An 18,314-nucleotide genomic window follows, 5' to 3' on the forward strand; every position below is an offset into this window, starting at 1 on the left:
CCATGTCCATGGCTAAGGCCGCTCTGGAAAGCTGCGATCATACGTAACATGTTTATTGACAGTCATTTATAGCTATGCCTGTCCCGCGTCAAAATGGGTTGACTTTAGCGGATGTGACGAATGGCCGCATCAAGGCGACAGTGTCTTCGCCGCCCTGGGTCTGGGTGCCTACTCTCGCCTGACTTTAGGTTATTGACGGAAAAAAGGTTAGATCAGGAGACGATTCAGCGTCACATGTTCCGACGTTAAACCGTCTTGATGTCTTGGTAGGCTAGGCGCGAGTGTGGCCGATAGACGGACCTGCTCTTGTTTATGCGTGCCGATCACAGCGCCCATGGTCGGCCCGGGGGGGAGGGGGAAAGGGCGCCCCAGTTCCGATATCCCGGAAGGCAAGAGGGAGAGAAGAATTGCAGATGAGGGGGAAAGCGGCGGCGATCATCGTTCTGTTGGCCGGTCCGGTGGTATCCACTGGCGCGGTGATCCATCTTCAGCTCCCCGGGGGTGGGGCGCACGGCCGCGTGTCACCCGGCCGGAGTTTCGTCGTCGAAGTGGTGTTGGACCTGGAAGGTGCGGAGAAAGTCGCTGGCTTCGAGGCCCAGCTTCGTGACTCGACGGGGAGCGGGAAGCTGACCTGGACCAAGCGCACCTGGGGTGGCAGTCTTAGCGCCGGGACGGGTCCCATCGCCGATCCCGCCAAGATGCCCTTCAAGACGGGGGGTTTCCCGGCCATGATTCCTGCACCAGGTACTGATCCCGAGTCGTCGGCGGGCTTCGCGGTCTCCATCGGCCTTCTTGCCAGTGACGGCTATCCACAGGCGGATATTCAGCCTTGGATCGAGCAGCTGACGTTGAAGCTGTCTCTTGCTGCGGGTCGGGAACCCTACGTGATCAGCCTCGAGGATGGTCAGATCCTCTTCGAAGAGGACGGCAATGCAGTGCCCCTCCGAATGGGCACCACCGTGACGATACCGGAACCGTCCAGCCTTCTGCTCTTGGTCTTCGGTAGCCTGCTCGTTTACCGTGGCCGCGGCTGATGCAGGTGCGAAGCTCGGTGGGGGCCCTCGGCTGGGATGGTCAAATACCTGGCCGCGACCGGCAAGTCGGATCGCGAGGAATCAGACCGGTCGTGACCGTTGGTCAGATGTACTCGCGGAACAACTCCTTGCTGGGGCCGGGGATGACCACCGAGGCCACGAGCAGGCCCTTTTCGCGGACCAGCTGAGCCCCGGCATCGACGCCGGCGCGACAATCGGCCACCGTTCCCGCCATGAGGGCAAAACCCTTGCCGCCCAAGGCCATGGCCAGATGGATGCGGTAGAGCGTGATGGCCGCGGCTTTGGCGGCGGCGTCGGCCGCTTCGAGAATGCTGGCCGCCGAGAAGGACTCGATGATGCCGACGGCGCCGGGTCGATCGTCATCGAGTTGCACCGATTGCCCGAGGGCACGGAACACTGACTCGTGGATGTTGGGGATAGTGATGTGGTCAATGACCCCGTCTGGCGCGGCGGCCAGACCGGCGGCCATGCTGGCTCGGACCGCCGCGATGTTGCCGGTGACCACGTTGATGAACTTGCCCGAGCAGATCGTTCGGCCGAGAACGAGCTCGACATCCGCCGCCTTGAGCATCGCATCCTGGACGGCCAGCCCAATGGCGACGCTGCTCAGTTCGATCATGCCAATAGCTTCGCGCATAGTCCTCAAATCCTCGTCATGCTTCGATCGTCATGGCATCCTTGGCCAGGTTGACGGTTCCGGTGATGCTGGCGTGGATCACCGCACCCAGCTGCCCCTCGGACGGGCGGGCTACGACGTCTCCGGCCTTGACCCGGTCACCGCTTCGGACCACCGGCAGGGCAGGGGCGCCCACGTGCTGCTTGAGTGGCAGCTGGACACGTCGCGGCTGGTACGCGCGCTTGAGCATCGGGCCCTGGTTGACAAAATCGGTGAGCCCCAGTTTGGTGAGCAGTCGCCGCAAGGGCACACGGCGGTTGTCGAGATGCAGTTTCGGGCGGGCCTCGACCGCGTCGACCTCCCACTTGCGGCCTTCGGACATCAGCCGACGCTTGTTCTGGCCGCACACATTCTTCGGATCGAGATCCTCCGGGCAGGAGATCATCGTACACAGGTTGCACTCGCAGCAGAACAGCGTGCCCAGGGTGCTGGCCTCACCGGTCTGGCTGTAGACCAGGGACCGCATGGCCTTGTGTGGCTCGATTGGGTGGCCCAGCAGGTAACGCGGGCAGAGTTCGGTGCAGAAAGAGCACTGGTCGCAAGCGCTGGCCCCAACCCGCGAAATCGTGGGCCAATCCTTGCGGTAGCGGGCGATGAGCATGTGATCGTCGGGCAGCACGATCAGGCCGCCGGTCGTCTTGGTGATCGGTTCGTCGAGACTGGTGCACAGCCGGCCCATCATCACCCCGCCCACGAGGGCCGCCGGCCTGTCCACCGTGGCTCCGCCCGCAAGCTCGATCGCCTCGCGGAAGCTGGTGCCGACCGGGACGCCGATCGTGACTGGATCCCTGACCGCACCGGCCACGGTCAGGAACTTGTGGGTGACCGGGACGCCTTGGGCGATGTTGCAGGCCGTCTCGACGTTGGTGACGACCGCCCCGACGGCCAGTGGAATCCTACCCGGCGGAATGACCCGGCCGGTCACGTCGTAAACCAGGACGAACTCATCCCCGGTGGGATAGCTGTCGGCCAACTCCGCGATCCGCACCGTCGTCGGGAGCTTCGGGGTGAGCAACTCGATGACGTCGTGGTACTTGTACTTGATGCCGATGACGGCCTCTTTGGCCCCCACCAGCTGCCGGGCCCGCTCCAGTCCCGCGATGACCTGGTCGGGGAACTCGCGGAGCATCTCCTTGTCCTTGTGCAGCAGCGGTTCGCATTCGGCTGCATTCAGGATGATGATTTCCGCCGCCGCCCGGAGCTTCACATGCGTCGGGAATCCGGCCCCGCCGGCCCCGACCACCCCACACGACTGAATGGTGTCAATGGTTATCTCTGCCATATCTACCGCTGAGCCTGCCTTGGGCCGCCTTCAACCCGGCGGCTGACACCGACAGTGTAGCCGAGAGCTGGACCCGGTTCCAGAACGTGGAAGGTGCCCTGCGGAGACGCCCGGCTAGGGCTGGCTTTCGGCCAGGACGGGCACCAGCTTGAAGGAGATTGGGCCGTTAGAGGTACGAACCTCGATCTGGCCTCCGCCGCCGTTGAGCTCCGCCTCGACGTGGGCGCTGCTGGTCCGCAGAGCGCCGACCTGGGTCGTTCCGAAATCCGTGGAGACCCGGCCGTTGCTCGTATCCAGCCGCAACTGGGCCGCGACGGTGGAAGGCAAATGTACCTTGATACCTCCATTGGCGGATGACACGCGGACCTCCGGCGTGGTAGGCAGCCATCCCGTCTCCAGCTCAACCGGGCTGTTGGTGGTTTCCAGGCGGATGTTCCCCCGGGTGCTCATGGCCCGAATCCGGCCGTTGCTGGTTCTTGCCTGGACTTGTTTGCTGCCGACCCGCCGGAGCTCCACGGGACCGTTCGAGGAAATCGCTTCGACATCTCCGGTCACATCCTCGAGCGAGACGGCGCCGTTGCTGGTTGTGGCCTTCACCCGGCCATCGATCCGGGCGGTGCGAATCGGGCCGTTCGAGGTGTGCAGCTTCAGGTCTCGAGCGGTATCGGTCACTTGGATGCGGCCGTTGCTGGTTCGGATATCCATCGCCATGGCGGGCGGAACGACGATCTCGAAACTCGCACCGGCGTTGAGGTTCGGCTCGACCGGAAACTCGGCCACGATGTGCAGCGTGTCCGGCCGGCCGGCTTCACGTTCAGCCCGGATCTTGATGCGTTCGAGAGCGTCCAGGGCGGCTTCGACGGTTGTGGCCGAGGCGGTCTTGGTGCCCGAGACGCTCGCTTCGCGGACCGCGGGATCGCAGCGGACCTCCACGCCGCCGTTCCGCGTCTCGACCACGAGCGAGGACACGCCCTGGATGTCCGCCGTCTGGCGGAACTCCGCTCGTTGGGTCACATAGAAGTGGCCATTGTAGGTGCATCCACAGAGGCCGGCTGCAGCCAGGCTGACGATCCACATGCGTCGTTTCGCGATCATGTCGGTTTCCTCATTCCAGGCGGAAGTGTTCGTTGTCGTCGGCGCGGCGCAGTGCCCTTTCAACATCAGACCCAACTCGCCGTCGGAAGTTGGTGATTAACGCACCTCCTGGCCGACGGGCCTCCGACGTTGATCTCGCCGGGGTGCCATCCGCCGGTCACCCGTGGGTCTCGCTTGATCCGGGCATCGGGCCGTGTGCGGCCAATCGCTCCACAGACTCACCCGGCGGACGTGACCCCGAGCGATAAGAGCGCCTCTTGCTCGGTGGGGTAGATATCGAAGAGCTTGTTCACGCCGGTGATCTTGAAGAGCTGCTGGAGCTCCGTACGCAGGCCGCACAGGACCAGCCTGCCCTTGATGGCCTGTATTTTTTTGCGCAGTTCAATCAGCGTGCTCATCGCTGAAGAGGACATCGATTTGACCTTGGTGAAGTCGATGATCAGTTTCTTGCACGCTCGATCGTCCACCAGGGCGAAGAGGCCCGCAGCCATGGCCTCCAACCGTGGCGCGTCCACGACGGCCGTGTCATTGATCGTCGCCACGGTCACATCTCTCAGGGTTTGAACGAGCAGTGGTGAAGGAACGGCCATGGAACACCTCGCCTCGACTATGCCAGGAGCGCATTCTACTGCGGTTCGACCACCTTAGCGAGTCCTGGGGGGCTTTACACGGCGGCATGGAGCGGGGTATTTTGACGCGGCATCATGATCACTATCCTCTCCGCGACCGTACTGTTAATCCTGGTCATGGATCCTCTGGGTAACGTCCCCCTCTTCCTGGTCGCGCTTCGGGACGTTGCTCCCGACCGACACCGCCGGGTGGTAACCCGCGAGCTTTGCATTGCCTTGGTGGTGATGGTGATCTTCCTGTTCTTCGGTCGGCATATCCTTCAGCTGTTCCAGATTTCCCAGCATGCGTTGAGCATCGCCGGCGGCATCATTCTCTTCCTGATTGCCGTCCGCATGATCTTCCCGTCCACGGGAGGTCCTTTTGGTGATGCTCCGAGCGGCGAGCCGTTCATCGTTCCGCTGGCCATTCCCCTGGTCGCTGGCCCTTCCACCCTCATCACCCTGACCCTGCTGGTGTCCCGCGAACCGGACCGCTGGCCCGGGTTTCTTCTGGCCCTGATCCTGGCCTGGCTGGTGTCGGTCGCTGTACTTCTGGCCTCGAACCTGCTCAGTCGGCTCCTGACCGAGAAAGGCCTCATTGCCCTGGAACGTCTGATGGGCATGATCCTGACCGCCGTGGCGGTCCAGATGCTCATGACCGGCGTTGGAGAGGCGATCGTCCAGTTTCGCTCGGCTAGCCGCGGGTGATATGCCGATCGCTTCCGGGCGACTGATACCGAGGTCGACGCGGATGGCCGCCGGGCTGGGCCCCGCGACTCGCGGCCATTTCCGCAATGGGTGCTGCGGCTTCGCGTCCGTTGGGGGATGTGGAACTTCCGCCTTGCTCAGGCGTCCAACGAAGGGGCTTTGGATAATCCGGCCGTCTACGAGAGGAGTATGCTATGAAACCCGCGACCATCGTATTGTCTGTCATTGCATTGGCGTGGTTCTTCAGCCTGGCTGCGGCAGCGGAGGAGACTGCGGACCTGAGGGTGACCCGGGTGGCCTTGTTCTCCAGCGGTGTGGGCTACTTCGAGTGCAACACCAAGGTGAAAGACGTCGCCAACGCCGAGTTGAAGTTCCGCACCGCCCAGGTCAACGACATTCTTAAGTCTTTGGTGGTACAGGACTTCGACGGCGGATCGATCAGCACGGTGGGCTACGCATCCCGCGATCCGGTGGAGAAAGCCCTCAAGAGCTTCGGCGTCGACATCACCAGCAAGCCGACGCTGGCTCAGCTTCTTGATCAACTGCGTGGCGAACCGGTCGTGCTGGCCGGCCCGCGGAACGTCACCGGGGTGATCCTCGGGGTGGAGAAGAGGAAGATCCAGGTGGAGAAGAACGTGATCGAGGAGGATATGCTTAACCTCCTTACTGAAGCTGGATTACAGCAGATCCAAATCAGCGGTATCGAGCGGCTCAAGCTCAGCAACGAGAAGATCGACGCCGAGCTGCGTAAGGCTCTGGCGACCCTGGCCTCAAGCCACGACGCCGACAAGAAGGGCGTGGTGATCCATTTTGACGGCCAGGGCGAGCGGCGGGTGCGGGCCTCATACCTGCTCGAAGCCCCTATCTGGAAGACCAGCTACCGCCTGGTGCTGGCACCGGACAAGAAGCCCTTCATTCAGGGCTGGGCAACGGTCGAGAACGCCACCGAGGAGGACTGGAAGAACGTGAAGTTGTCGCTGGTCTCCGGCCGGCCGATTTCCTTCACCATGGATTTGTACACCCCCCTGTATGTGCCCCGCCCGAAGGAGGAACTCGAGCTGTACGCCTCGTTGCGTCCACCAGAGTTCGAGGCCGGCAAGACTTTGTTGGGTGTCGCGGTAGCGGATGCCGCTGCCGCGTTGGAGGCCACCCCGCCTGCCTCGGCTGCCCCGCCGGCTCTGGCCCGTGCTGTGGTTAAGGAGGTGCGAAAGGGTCCAGCCGCCCGACCTTTGGCCCGGGCTCGAGGCTTGGCTGAAGGCGGGCAAGGTATGGCTGGTGGCATGGGAGGCATGGGAGGCGCCGGCTTCGGCGGCCGCCCCCTGGGGGAAGGCGTTGAAGACCTCGGGGAGGGAGTTCAATCTGTGGCCAGCGCCCAACAGGCGGGCGAACTCTTCGAGTACGTCATTGCGACCCCCGTCACCATTGCGCGCCAGCATTCGGCCATGCTCCCCATCATCAACGAGGAGATTGGCGGCGAGAAACTCAGCATCTACAACCCGGGGACACATCCCAAGCATCCGCTGAACGGCCTGCAAATCGAGAACACGTCGAAACTCAATCTCATGCAGGGGCCGATCACCGTGTTCGATGAAAGTGTCTACGCCGGCGACGCCAAGCTGCCCGATCTCAAGCCGGGGGAGAAGCGGCTGGTCGCCTATGCCTTGGATCTGGCCGCCGAGGTGACCGTCGATCAGAAGCCTGCGCCGGACGAACTGGTTAGCTTGCGAATCGCCAAGGGCACACTGCTGCATCGGCACAAGTACGTCGACGAACGCATGTACACCGTCAAGAACAAGGACGTCAAGAAAGCCCGATCCGTTCTGCTCGAACAACCCGGCACGGGCGACTGGAAGCTGGTCGAACCCAAGGAACCGTTCGAGCGGACCGGGAACCTGTGGCGCTTCAAGGTGTCCGTCCCGGCGGGCAAGAGCGTCGAGCAGAAGGTGCGCCTGGAGCGGGTGGCGGAGGAGTCCATGGCTTTGACCGACAGCGGTCTGGATCAGATCGACTTCTTCCTGCGGGCCAGGGTCATTTCGCCTAAGGTCAAGGAGGCCATGCAGAAGGTCGTCGCGCTTCGGACTGCCCTGGATACTTCCACCAACGAACTCGCCCTCCGCGAACAGGACGTGAACGAGGCCGTTCAGGAGCAAGGGCGGATTCGCGAGAACGTGAAGGTGCTCGAGAAGAGCAGCGACACCTACCAGAAGCAGATCCGCAAGTTCGACCAGCTCGAGACCCGAATCGAGCAACTCCGCGAAACGGTGACCACCCTTCGGGGGAACACGCAGAAGAATCGCGAGGCCCTGGAGAAGTTCCTCCTCGAACTGGACGTGGAGTAGGTGTCGGCAGCGGCCGGCCTGTCCGCCAGGTTTGGGCGGCGTGGTCCGATCTGCAGGTCCGGCGAAGGTCCGCTATGGCCTGGTGTGAGCGCGGTGCCGCCGCCGACCCCGTCCGGCGCCAAGGCCCGTGCGCGCCACCACTTCCATGTCTACCCGATTGTGCGGTTTTCTACCCATTCGGGGGCCCCTCTTGGGGACTATTGCCCGGTTTGGATGTGTTCATCGGCCTTGGCGATGCCGTCGAGGGCCTTTGGCCGTCTGGCACGGTACGTGAATGATCTCCATCCGGTTTGCATGCGACCACAAGTGAAGAGAAGGAGATGGGACCAGAGTCGGTGGTGATTGAACGAAAGGAGATCTATCATGACCCGCAAACTGACCGGTGTGTTGATGGTGCTCGGAATGGCCGGCGGGGCTTTGTTTCAGTCCGGCGGCTGCAATATCGCGATCACGCCCATCGAGCCGCAGGAGGAGGTTTTTACCTCTGGTGTTCAGGGCGTGTCGAGTGTCACGCCCGTCTGGGGGCAGTATCCCAGCTTCTGGGCGACGAGCTACGTGACGGGGGGGTGGGGCGGCTACTGAGTAGCGAATGGTAAGGGCTGAAAACCGATAAGAACGTTCTTTCGGAGTCCTGGAGGGCCCGGCTTATCAGAGCCGGGCTCTCTTGCTGTGTGGGGATGAGCGGGGCGAAGGTACGATCAGGGGACGCAGACGACCTCCGTGACCTCGGGCACGTGCTCCATCAGGTTTCGCTCGACACCCAGCTTCAACGTCATTTGGGCTGAGGGGCACCCCCGGCAGGCTCCGTGTAGACGAACCTGGACGACGCCGTCCTGGTCGATGTTTACGAACTCCAAGTCACCGCCGTCGGCCTGGATCATCGGCCGGATCTTGGCCACCACTGCCGCCACCCGGTCCTTGACCGATTCTTGTCCCTGGTCCGCTGCCTCAGTCATCTGGCACCTCACCACACAATGCACGGGCTCCTGCCCCAGACGAGGGTGGTTGTCCCGCCGGTCTGTAAGTCTAGCGGCCCAGCGAGGACAGGACAAGTTGTGCTGGGCTCTGGCGAGGGTCTGGTTCTACGCGACCGCGGCGTTGTTCTCTTCGCCGGGCGATTCGAACTTGACGCTGACCCGTTTGCTGACCCCTGCTTCCTGCATGGTGACGCCGTAGAGGACGTCGGCCATGCTCATCGTCGGTTTCTGGTGGGTGATCACCAGGAACTGGGTCGTGTCCAGGAACTCGGCGATGATCCGATTGAACCGCTCGTTGTTGGCCTCGTCGAGGGAGGCGTCGACCTCATCCAGGATGGCGAAGGGGGACGGCCGGCTCCTGAACACAGCCATGAGCAGGGCGATCGCGGTCATCGTCTTCTCGCCGCCGGAGAGCAGCGAGTTGGTCCGCATTTCCTTGCCGGGCGGGCGAGCGTGGATTTCGATGCCCGCTTCCAGGACGTCGAGCGGCTGGCCTTCGGGCGGCGTCTCGTAGCTGAGATCGGCTCTCCCGCCGCCGAACAACTTTCGGAACATGTCGTTGAAGTGCCCGCGGACGACCTCGAACGTTTGTGTGAACCGCTCGCGGCACTCGACATTGAGCTGCTCGATCAGCGTTTCGAGCTGGCCCTTGGCATGGCGGAGGTCGTCGCGCTGCGCGGTCAGGAAACCGGACCGCTCCTCGAGCTTCTCCTGCTCGGCGATGGCATTGAGGTTGACGTTGCCGAGCCGGCGTATCTTCTCCTTCAGTTCCTCGATCTCGGCCTCCACCGCGGCCCAGTCCTGGTCCTTGTGCTCATAGCTGGCGTGGGCTTCGGCCAGATCCAGACTCAGTTCCTCGCGTACCCGATTGACCAGGTCCTCCATGCGAATCGTGCATTCGCGAAAGTCCATCTGGATGGCGTTGAGCCGCTGCTCGGATTGTTCGAGCTCGCCGCGATTGGTCTTCAACTGGACGCCCAGGGCCTCGATTTCGATAGCCATCCGTTCTCGGTGGTGGCCGCTGTCGAGAACGGCGTGATCGAGCCGTTCCTTGTCGGCGTAAAGGTCGGCCAGGCGGCTCTGGGCGGCCAGAATGGTTCGTTCGGCCAGGGTGAGTCGTTGGGCAGCCTGTTGGGCGGCGGCAGCCGCGGTGCGCACCGCCTCCTCACTCTGGTGTCGGGATTCGCGAAGACCACGCAGTCGGTCGCTGAGCATGCCGCGCTGCTGGCTCATGCGGCCCGCCTCGACCTTGGTGGCCGTGACCCGTTCTGACAACTGGGCCCGCTGCTGCCGGATCAGGACGATCTGTACCTGGGACTCCTGGACGCGACGGTGATGCTCCTCACTGGTGGCTTCCAGGTGGGTCAGGGATTCCCGGCTGGCCGACGCCCGCCGGACGGTTTCGCGGATCTGCAATTGGGCGGACTCGATGTCGCCGGCGACCTGGGGTTGCATGCGACTCAACCGATCGATCGCGTTCTGGTTGGCGCTTTGAGCGGCGTTGTTCTCCGCCTCGGCGGTTCGGGCCTCGTACCGGGCGTTACGCAAGGCCTGCTGGGCCTGCTGGAGGCGGGCGGCCTCGGCCGAGGTGTGTTCGAGCCGTTTGGTCATGGCCTCGATCCGGTCATCGACTTCCTGGATCTGGGCGTCAATCTCGCGCAGCTCGCTCTTGCGTGAAATCAGCCCGGCCCGGGCGCCGGCGGGTCCCAGCTGGCAGATGCCCTGGGGGTCCAGCAGTTCGCCGGTCAATGTGACGTACCGATACATCGGGGGGTTCTGGCGAGCCAGCTGCAGGGCGTCGGCCATCGTTCGCACAATGATCGTCCGACCGAGCAAGTGCCGCACCAACGGCTCCGCCTCCTGGGGATAGCGCGCCAGATTGATGGCGTAGTTAACGAAACCCTCCTGCTGGGTGAAGTCGCGGCCGTCGATGAACGGCGGCAGCAGATCGAGACAGATCGCCGGCACCCGCCCCGGGAAGTCGGCCAGCATGGCGGCATCCGCCAGCAGCGGCTGGCTCTGCTCGACAACCAGATACTGGTCGTATTCGCCGAGGGCGGTCTCGATCAATGCCGCGTTGGCCACGTCCGCCGCGATCAGGTCGGCCACCATGCCCCAGACGTAGGCGAACGTCCGGCCGGTCGCGTCCTGCTCCTTGCGGTGCAGAAGCTCGCGCACCCCTAAGTCCACCCCTTCGAGCTTGCGGTCCAGGTCGAGCAGGGTCTGCTTGCGACTGACCATGCCGCTGCGGTGCTCCTTTGCGGCTGCCAACTGCTGATTCAACTCGCTCTGGTCGGCATCGAGCTGGGCGGCCTCTTGCTGCTTCTCGTCGAGCTGCCTGCCGTGCTCGGCGATGGTTGCGGCCAACTCCCGGCCTCGTTCGTCCAGCCGGCTCTTGTGCGCAGTCAGCTCGCCCAGTTCGGCCTGTAGTTCTCCCTGGCGGACTTGGAGTCGCTGCTGTTCGGCCTCCAACTTCTGCTTTTCGCGATCCAGCGACTGCACTTCGTTGTTCAGCTGCGTGGTCCGCCGCATGACCTCAATGATGTGGGCCTTTTCCTCCTCGCATGCCCGCTCCAGGCCCGCCAGATCACGACCCAGCTGTCCGTCCTGGCTGGCCAGTTCATCCTCGATGCGGTGCACTTCGCGGAGCCGGTCGTCGACGTACGCGACTTCCGCCTCCACGGATTCGATCGACTGCTGCAGCCGGATGGTCTTCTGCCGCTCGCCGGCCAGTCGCTCCTGCTCGCGGGAACGTACGCCGCCCAGCATGTCCAACTGTTGCAGCGTTTGTCCGATGCGCTCCCGCTTCTCCGTAATCTCTGCAGTGTTTGAGAGAACCTGCTGCTGTATATGGTGACGCTCGCCGTCGAGCCGGTCCAGCTCTGTGCGAAGCGCGGCCTCCCGCGTCTCGGCTTCGGTAATTGCGGTTCGCAGCCGGGTGACTTCGTCGCCGACGGTCTCGGCCTGCGACTTGAGTACCGCGGATTGCTCGTTCAGCCGGTGATAGTCCGCCAGGGCATACATCGCCCGTTTTTCGCGGAGCTGCTGGTCGTAGATCTGGTAGTTGCGGGCTTTCCCGGCCTGGTACTTGACGCTGCGAAGCTGCTTCTCGATCTCGTCTACAATGTCCTCGAGCCGCAGGAGGTTCTGCTCGGCACGCTCCAGCTTGCGCTCGGCTTCCTTCTTGCGGGCCTTGTAGCGGCTGATGCCTGCCGCCTCCTCGAACACCACCCGTCGCTGAGCGGGGTTCGCCTGGATCAGGTAGGACACTTTGCCCTGCTCGATGATCGAGTAAGCGGTCACGCCAATCCCGGTATCGAGAAACAACTCCTTGATGTCCTTCAACCGGGCCGGCTCGTTGTTGATCAGATACTCGCTCTCCCCCGTGCGATAGAGCCGCCGTGTGATCTTGACCTCGTCGGTGTCCACAGGCAGCTTACGGTCCTCGTTGGCAAAGACCAGGTCCACCTGGGCCATGGAGGCACTCTTGCGCGTGCCCGACCCGAAGAAGATCACGTCCTGCATCTGCTCGCCGCGCAAGCTCTTGGCGCTCTGGTCGCCCAATGCCCATTTGATGGCGTCGACCACGTTGCTCTTGCCGCAGCCGTTCGGGCCGACAATGCCGGTGATCCCCGGCAGGAAATCGAAATCGATCTTGTCGGCGAAACTCTTGAAGCCCTGGCAGGTCAGTCGTTTGAGAAACATGAAGTCGCAGGGACCTCCTTGTGCCCAGTCTCTACCGGCCATCCCGGTCGGTTCTGTCTTCGCATACCTCCCCCGTGGCGGCCGTTCGTCACACCGGGTGCAGACGCACCCTTGGCCCAGCCCGGACGGCTCTCTAATCTACCCGCCGAATGGTGTTTTGCCAAGAAAGAACAACAACATTTTGTGGACTCGCCGTTCAATCGGGGGGCAGCCCCCCCCGGGGGGTAGGTAAAAAACCGCCGGGCCCATCGGACGGCGAGATCCGATGGGCCCGGTTCTTGGGTTGACCCTGTCCGGGGCCTTGGCGTGGATCGGTGTGAGCCAAGGCCGTCAGGACCGTCGTGGCCCCTACGGGCACGGCGGCGGAGGAAGCTTCTGGCCGATGTTGTTGCGCACCGCAGTCATGTCCAGGGTGTTGATGCGCCCGTCCATGTTGATGTCGCAACGGTGGTGGACCAGAGGCACCTCCCCGGTGTTGTTCCGAACCGGGGTCATGTCCAGCGTGTTGCACCTGCCATCACCGTTGACGTCACCCACGAACGCGACCATACAGATCGAGCTGGTCGTGACGTTGCCGGACAGGTCGGTGATGCCCGGGAACCGAATCGAGACCCGGCTGACGTCGGCCACGCCGCTCATGTCGATGGTCAGAACCGCGCCGGCGATGGAGACGGAGTTGATGGTGACGGCGCTGCCGGCGCTGTCGACCACACTGACGTCGGCGGGTAGAGGCGTTCCGCCTGGCCCACTGCCCATGATGGACTCGTCGAAGGTCACCAGGACCAGCGTTGGGCCGTTCCTGCGGCACTCGACGGCCGCGTCAAAGACGCCCAGGGGACTCAGCAGGTCAATGTCGAACGTGCCCATCGTCCCGTGGGTCTTCCGCGACACGGCGGCGGTCATCACTGGCGGAACGCGGTCGCGAACCCTGAGGACCACGTTTCGCTTGCCACCCTGGTCGAAGACCTTGATGACCACGTTATCGACGTCGGTATCGGCCGAGTTGCCGCCCGCCGCGGAGGTGAACCCGACGTACTTGACGTCCGGGATATTCGCCGCCGGGACGGTGTAGTCCCGGATGGCGTGGATCGGACACAGCCCGGGGGGCGTTACCACGACGTTAAGCACGCCGTTCTTGAACCGGACCACCGCGTGCCAGACGCCGGTGTCCTCGAAATCGGGCGAGATCGCCGTCGTGGTCTTGCTGACCACGCTCCCGCCGACGTCCACGCCCACATGGTTGGAGTCGGGGTCGAAGTTGTTCATGTACCCGTCGAACTCGACCGCGAAGGACTGGGTGGGGAAGTCGCGGTAACCGATCCCGACACCTTCGGGATAGAACGGTCCGGACGGTGCTCCGCTGACCACCATGGTCAAGCCGTCAGGGTCAATGTTGCCTGCGGCATCCGCGTAATGACCGGAGACGTTGGCGAGCTTGAAGTCAAAGGAGACCTCGAAGTCGTTGGAGGTGCCGGGCTCGGCTACGGGCGACGGGCTGTAGAAAGCGGTGCCCGCCTTGGAGATGAACCCGGAGGAAATCAACCGCACCACGCCCTCCGGCAACTGATGATTCGCGAACGGGAAGATCTGCCAGTCCGCCGGCAGGGCGCCGAAGCCTTCGTTGGTCGCGAGGGTATAGACGTTGCCGTTGGTCGTATTGGCAAAAGTGACCGTGTCGTTGTAGAGGCCGGCCGGCAACGCATTGGCCAGGGCATTGATGGACACGGTGACGTTGGTTGAAGCTCCCGGAGTCAGAGAGCCGGCCACCGGCGGGGAGAGGGTTACCCACGGCTGGAGGTTGGCCGCCGACCAGTTGATGGTCTGTCCGCCGGCGTTGGTGAGCGTGTAGCTCTTGCTGCCGGGGACGAACGGCCCGCCCGGATTGCCCGCGCTGTACAGATCGTCCGCCGGGTAGACCTCCAGCACGCCGGCAGGAGTCGCCGAGATCTGGACCGTGTAGTCCTCTACCTCACCGTCGCGTGCATGGCCGATGTAAGAGAGGCCTGCGACCGTACTGAAGCGGAACCGGGCGAAGGTGGTGCCGCCGGCGGCCGTGATTGGAACCGGGAAGACCAGGGAGTTGACGCCCGCCACCAGAGGCACGTCGGCGAAGATCTGATCCCCGGTATCGGCCCACGAGCCATTGCCGCCGAAGTCGAGCCAGGCACTGAGCAGTCCAGGCGCCGAGGCCGTGACGTCCACACAGCCCAGATGACCGGGCGTCAGCGGGGTGTTTCGGAAGACCACGCCGTCCTCGTCGGCCAGGGCGGCCAGATCATCTCCCGTCGCGGTCGGGTTCGGCTGCCCGTCGCCTTCCGCGTCGATCAACGCACCCAGCATAAGGCCCGGAACCACCGTGTGGCGGGCTCCGTTGTTGCCCAGCAGGGTGGGGTAGGTGGGGTCAGGCGCGTCGCCGAAGTCATCGGTGGGTTCGACCACTTCGAAAATGCCGGTGAGGGCGAAGGCCAGATCCATGGATTCTCGAGCCATGGGATGGTTGCCGCCGTAACGCAGCTCCTTCCAGCCCGGCACCGGTTGGGTGAGATCCATGTAGCAGGCGTCGTCGTTCCAGTGTTCCAGCGAGCTCTTCCAACCCAAGAGGAAGAGGGCGTCGTCAGCCTTGTACTTCACGCCGAGCCAGTAAATGGTCCCTTCTCGCTGGCGGAAGGCTTCGTCCTTGTTGATGTAGAAGTCGTACTGGTAGATCTGCGTGTCGCCCGGGAACTGCCATTCCCCGGTCACAGGGTCGTGCCACCATTCAGCTCGTTCGTGGAGACACAGTCCGGCCTTGTACTCGCCGGGAGCGAAGTGCTTCTTCCACAGCGCGATGCCCGGATGGCTGTACGGCACCAGCGGTGGGGCCGCGGGCACATCCGCGTAGAGGGTCAAGGTGAAGCCCAGGCTGGCCGGGCCTTCGGGCGGCAGAATGTCGTGGAGGAACGAGGTCCAGATGTGGATGTCGGTGATCGGCCCGCTCATCGTGCACTTGAAGTCGTCGGCCAGCTCGACCCTCGCGTTGTTCACGTCCACGCCTGTGGTGTGGACGTCGGGCCGCTGCAGCCACTTCACCGGGGCGATCGTGACGAGGTAGTCCTCCACCTCGCCATTGGGGGCCGGGCCGGTGAAGGACAGTCCCTGCACCAGGCTCAGCCGGAACCGGGTGAACGTCTGGCCCACCGCGGTAATCGCTCCCGGAACGAACGTCAGGTTGTTGATGCCGTTCGCGACGGGCACGTCGGCGAAGATCTGCTCCCCGGCGTTGGCCCAGGAGCCATTGCCGTCGAAATCAACCCAGGCGCTGAGATAGGCCACCGCGGTGGTAAAATTCGTGACCGTCACGGTTACCGTGTTCGGCACCCCGCTGAACATGGCCGTGTGGAAGGTCACACCGTCCTCGTCGGCCAGATTGGTGATGTCGTCCCCTGTCGCCGTCGGGTTTGGCAGGCCATTGCCCTCGACATCGATGAGCTTGCCGAGCATGAGGGCTTGCGAGGCGACGTGGCGAGCTCCGTTGGCCGCCAGCAGTGTGGGATACGGGGCTGGAGCGTCGCCGAAGTCGAAGACATCGGGGCCGGCCATGCCGGTCACGGCAAACGCCAGGTCAATCGAGTCGGGAGCCATCGGATGGCCGTCGCCATAGCGCAGCTCTCTCCACATGATCGCCGGGCCGGAATTGTCCAGCCAGCAGGCATCGTCGTTCCAGTGCCGCCGCGAGGTCTTCCATCCCAGGGCGCAGTCGGTACCGATCTCGGACATGTACTTCACGCCCAGCCAGTAGATCGTGCCTTCGAACTGATGGAAGGCCTGGTTCTCGTTGATGTAGAAATCGTATTGGTAGATCTGGGTGTCTCCTGGGAAATGCCAGGAATTGGTGGCGGGATCAAACCACCACTCGCCGGGGACGACGGTGCAGAGTCCCGCTTGGTACTGACCAGGTTCGAAGGTCGCTTCCCAGAGGAGTTCGCCCGGATGGCTGTAAAGGGTGCCGTTCGGGCCGGCGGGCACGTCCGCGTACAGGTACAGCTTGAAGACCAGGCTGTTCAGGCCGTTGGGCGGCAGCAAGTCGCCGTTGAAGGATGTCCAGATGTGGAAGTCGGTGATCGGTCCGGTCTGCGTGCACCGGAAGTCGTCAGCCAGCTGCACCCAGAAGTTGTCCACATCCACTCCGGTTATCTCCACGTCCGGGGGTTGGATCCACTTCACCGGGGCGATCTTGATGAGGTAGTCTTCCACCTCGCCGTTCGGGGCCGGCCCGGTGAATGGCAGCCCCATCACGGTACTCAGCCGGAAGCGGGCAAAGGTTCGCCCCGTCGCGGTAATGGCCCCCGGCGTGAACGTCAGGATGTTGACGCCGTTCACGACCGGCACGTCGGTGAAGATCTGCTCACCGGCGTCGGCCCACGAGCCGTTGCCGTCGAAATCGACCCAGGCGTTCAGGTAGGCCACGGCGCTGAACATGTTCGTGACCGTCACGTTGACCGTGTTCGGGACCCCGGTAAACATGGCGGTCGGGAAGGCCACACCGTCCTCATCCGGGAGATTGTTGAGGTCGTCCCCGGTAGCCGTGCCATTCGGTTGGCCATCGGCCTCGGGATCGATCAGATTGCCGAGCATGAGGCCAGGCGTGATCAGGTGATTGGCGCCCATGTTGGCGGCCAGCGTCGGATAAGTCGGATCCGGAGCATCACCCCAGTCAAGCTCCTCTACGCAAGGCAGGTCGCCCTCGATGGCGAAGGCCAGGTCAATCGGCTCCGGGTACCAGATGTGCCCGTCGGGGTAGGTCAGGGGCCGCCACGGGCCAGTGTACGGCTCCGACCCGACACCCACAACCGCGGCGTCATTCCAGTGGTGGTAAGAGGTCTTCCAGCCGAAGTACGCCGGGGTGACCCCGGGCATCGTCTGGGCTTGCACGTCCAGCCAGTACACCACTGGCTGCTCAGGGTGACCTTCCTGGCAGAACGCCTCGCTGGCGGGAATCCAGAAATCGTATTGCCAGCAGACCTTGTCGCCCGGGAAGACCAAACCTTGATCGGCGGTTGGATCCCACCAGTATTCCTCAAGATCCCCCAGGTAGACGCCGACGGTAAACGTGCCCGGCTGGAAAGTCCTGGTCCACAGGACCTTGCCGGGTCGGCTGAACAGGGCACCCGGAACGGCCGGAATATCAGCGTGCAGGCTCAGCGTGAAAGTCACGTTGCCCGCGTCCGGTGGTATGCCCGGAAGAATGTCTTGCAGCCACGAGCCCCACACGGTGATGTGCGTAATCAGCGAGCGGCGATCACACTTGAAATCGTCCGCCAGAATCACCGGGAAGGTCGCCTTCACGTCGATGCCAGTCTTGTTGATGTCCGGCGGCTGAATGAACTTCAGCGGCCCGCCTTCGCACACCTCGTCGAGCCCGTCGCCGTCTTTGTCACCCAAGCAGACCGTCCCCGGACCCTTGGGCTCTCCGCCCGACGCCCGGCAGTTCTGAGGCAATTCCATGTAACATCGCCCGTCCGGGGGGCAGCAGGCTTCCGCCAGGGTTGTGATCTCGCAGGCGTCGTCGATCTGGTTGCCGTTGAGATCCCCAAGACACACGCCGCCGGGCGCCAGGAACCCTCCCGTCGGGACACAGGTGCCTACCGGAACCAGCGCACAAACACCGCCCGGCAGACAACAGGCCTCCAAAAGATCCTGGCCTCTGATCTGGCCAGGACATAACCACAGCAATGCGCTCAACATTGCTGCCGTTACCAACACGCTTTTCGCAGAACTCATGTTCGTCCTCCTGAGATATGCCGCACTGTCCGAATGGACACTCCTATCGACCTGTGCGGCGTTATTCTGCTCTCCGGCTTCAGCCTTGAAGTGACCGATTCCTGTGGGG

At 63.4% G+C, this 18,314-nt stretch carries 11 protein-coding genes; 4 read left to right on the plus strand and 7 right to left on the minus strand.

The window, feature by feature from the left end; all coding sequences use genetic code 11:
* The first annotated feature begins 413 nt into the window (after window positions 1–413).
* Entirely contained in the window at window positions 414–1,034 is a 621-nt protein-coding gene (locus KA354_20815) for a hypothetical protein (GenBank protein ID MBP7937094.1), read from the plus strand.
* Window positions 1,035–1,137: 103 nt separating this feature from the next.
* On the opposite strand, the gene KA354_20820 is transcribed toward KA354_20815, so the two are convergent.
* The 4 genes from KA354_20820 to KA354_20835 form a co-directional block, all read right to left on the minus strand.
* Entirely contained in the window at window positions 1,138–1,692 is a 555-nt protein-coding gene (locus tag KA354_20820) for a BMC domain-containing protein (protein MBP7937095.1), read from the minus strand.
* A 16-nt stretch (window positions 1,693–1,708) separates the two neighbouring features.
* Complete coding sequence (locus KA354_20825) at window positions 1,709–3,013, minus strand: SLBB domain-containing protein (protein ID MBP7937096.1); 1,305 nt, start codon at window positions 3,011–3,013, stop codon at window positions 1,709–1,711.
* Between the two features lie 114 nt (window positions 3,014–3,127).
* Window positions 3,128–4,108, minus strand: coding sequence for a DUF4097 family beta strand repeat protein (locus KA354_20830; GenBank protein ID MBP7937097.1), 981 nt, complete (start codon window positions 4,106–4,108; stop codon window positions 3,128–3,130).
* A 218-nt stretch (window positions 4,109–4,326) separates the two neighbouring features.
* Window positions 4,327–4,698, minus strand: coding sequence for an STAS domain-containing protein (locus KA354_20835; GenBank protein ID MBP7937098.1), 372 nt, complete (start codon window positions 4,696–4,698; stop codon window positions 4,327–4,329).
* Window positions 4,699–4,812: 114 nt separating this feature from the next.
* Here KA354_20835 and KA354_20840 point away from each other — a divergent pair, with 114 nt between their 5' ends.
* The 3 genes from KA354_20840 (at window position 4,813) to KA354_20850 (ending at window position 8,345) form a co-directional block, all read left to right on the plus strand.
* Window positions 4,813–5,424 carry a YhgN family NAAT transporter gene (locus KA354_20840; GenBank protein ID MBP7937099.1) on the plus strand — a complete coding sequence of 204 codons (612 nt, stop codon included), beginning with the start codon at window positions 4,813–4,815 and terminating at the stop codon, window positions 5,422–5,424.
* A gap of 194 nt (window positions 5,425–5,618) precedes the next feature.
* On the plus strand, window positions 5,619–7,763 hold the full coding sequence (locus tag KA354_20845; GenBank protein MBP7937100.1) for a hypothetical protein: 2,145 nt from the start codon (window positions 5,619–5,621) through the stop codon (window positions 7,761–7,763).
* Between the two features lie 363 nt (window positions 7,764–8,126).
* A complete protein-coding gene (locus KA354_20850; protein MBP7937101.1) occupies window positions 8,127–8,345 on the plus strand; it encodes a hypothetical protein in 219 nt (72 codons plus the stop codon).
* Window positions 8,346–8,461: 116 nt separating this feature from the next.
* Here the strand turns inward: KA354_20850 and KA354_20855 are convergent, their stop codons facing one another.
* The 3 genes from KA354_20855 to KA354_20865 form a co-directional block, all read right to left on the minus strand.
* Window positions 8,462–8,719: a NifU family protein gene (locus KA354_20855; GenBank protein ID MBP7937102.1), complete on the minus strand. Its 258-nt coding sequence runs from the start codon at window positions 8,717–8,719 to the stop codon at window positions 8,462–8,464.
* 126 nt (window positions 8,720–8,845) lie between these two features.
* The gene (smc, locus tag KA354_20860) at window positions 8,846–12,445 is read right to left on the minus strand and encodes a chromosome segregation protein SMC (protein MBP7937103.1); all 3,600 of its coding nucleotides are present in this window, start codon (window positions 12,443–12,445) and stop codon (window positions 8,846–8,848) included.
* A 348-nt stretch (window positions 12,446–12,793) separates the two neighbouring features.
* Window positions 12,794–18,205: a hypothetical protein gene (locus KA354_20865; GenBank protein ID MBP7937104.1), complete on the minus strand. Its 5,412-nt coding sequence runs from the start codon at window positions 18,203–18,205 to the stop codon at window positions 12,794–12,796.
* Between the last annotated feature and the right edge of the window lie 109 nt (window positions 18,206–18,314).

This window comes from Phycisphaerae bacterium (assembly GCA_018003015.1).
GTDB lineage: Bacteria > Planctomycetota > Phycisphaerae > UBA1845 > PWPN01 > JAGNEZ01.

What these genes read in the sequence shown, in the direction of transcription:
- KA354_20815 (MBP7937094.1), top strand. Translation starts at nt 414, where the DNA reads ATGAGGGGGAAAGCGGCGGCGATCATCGTTCTGTTGGCCGGTCCGGTG.
- KA354_20820 (MBP7937095.1), bottom strand. Translation starts at nt 1,692, where the DNA reads ATGCGCGAAGCTATTGGCATGATCGAACTGAGCAGCGTCGCCATTGGG.
- KA354_20825 (MBP7937096.1), bottom strand. Translation starts at nt 3,013, where the DNA reads ATGGCAGAGATAACCATTGACACCATTCAGTCGTGTGGGGTGGTCGGG.
- KA354_20830 (MBP7937097.1), bottom strand. Translation starts at nt 4,108, where the DNA reads ATGATCGCGAAACGACGCATGTGGATCGTCAGCCTGGCTGCAGCCGGC.
- KA354_20835 (MBP7937098.1), bottom strand. Translation starts at nt 4,698, where the DNA reads ATGGCCGTTCCTTCACCACTGCTCGTTCAAACCCTGAGAGATGTGACC.
- KA354_20840 (MBP7937099.1), top strand. Translation starts at nt 4,813, where the DNA reads ATGATCACTATCCTCTCCGCGACCGTACTGTTAATCCTGGTCATGGAT.
- KA354_20845 (MBP7937100.1), top strand. Translation starts at nt 5,619, where the DNA reads ATGAAACCCGCGACCATCGTATTGTCTGTCATTGCATTGGCGTGGTTC.
- KA354_20850 (MBP7937101.1), top strand. Translation starts at nt 8,127, where the DNA reads ATGACCCGCAAACTGACCGGTGTGTTGATGGTGCTCGGAATGGCCGGC.
- KA354_20855 (MBP7937102.1), bottom strand. Translation starts at nt 8,719, where the DNA reads ATGACTGAGGCAGCGGACCAGGGACAAGAATCGGTCAAGGACCGGGTG.
- smc (MBP7937103.1), bottom strand. Translation starts at nt 12,445, where the DNA reads ATGTTTCTCAAACGACTGACCTGCCAGGGCTTCAAGAGTTTCGCCGAC.
- KA354_20865 (MBP7937104.1), bottom strand. Translation starts at nt 18,205, where the DNA reads ATGAGTTCTGCGAAAAGCGTGTTGGTAACGGCAGCAATGTTGAGCGCA.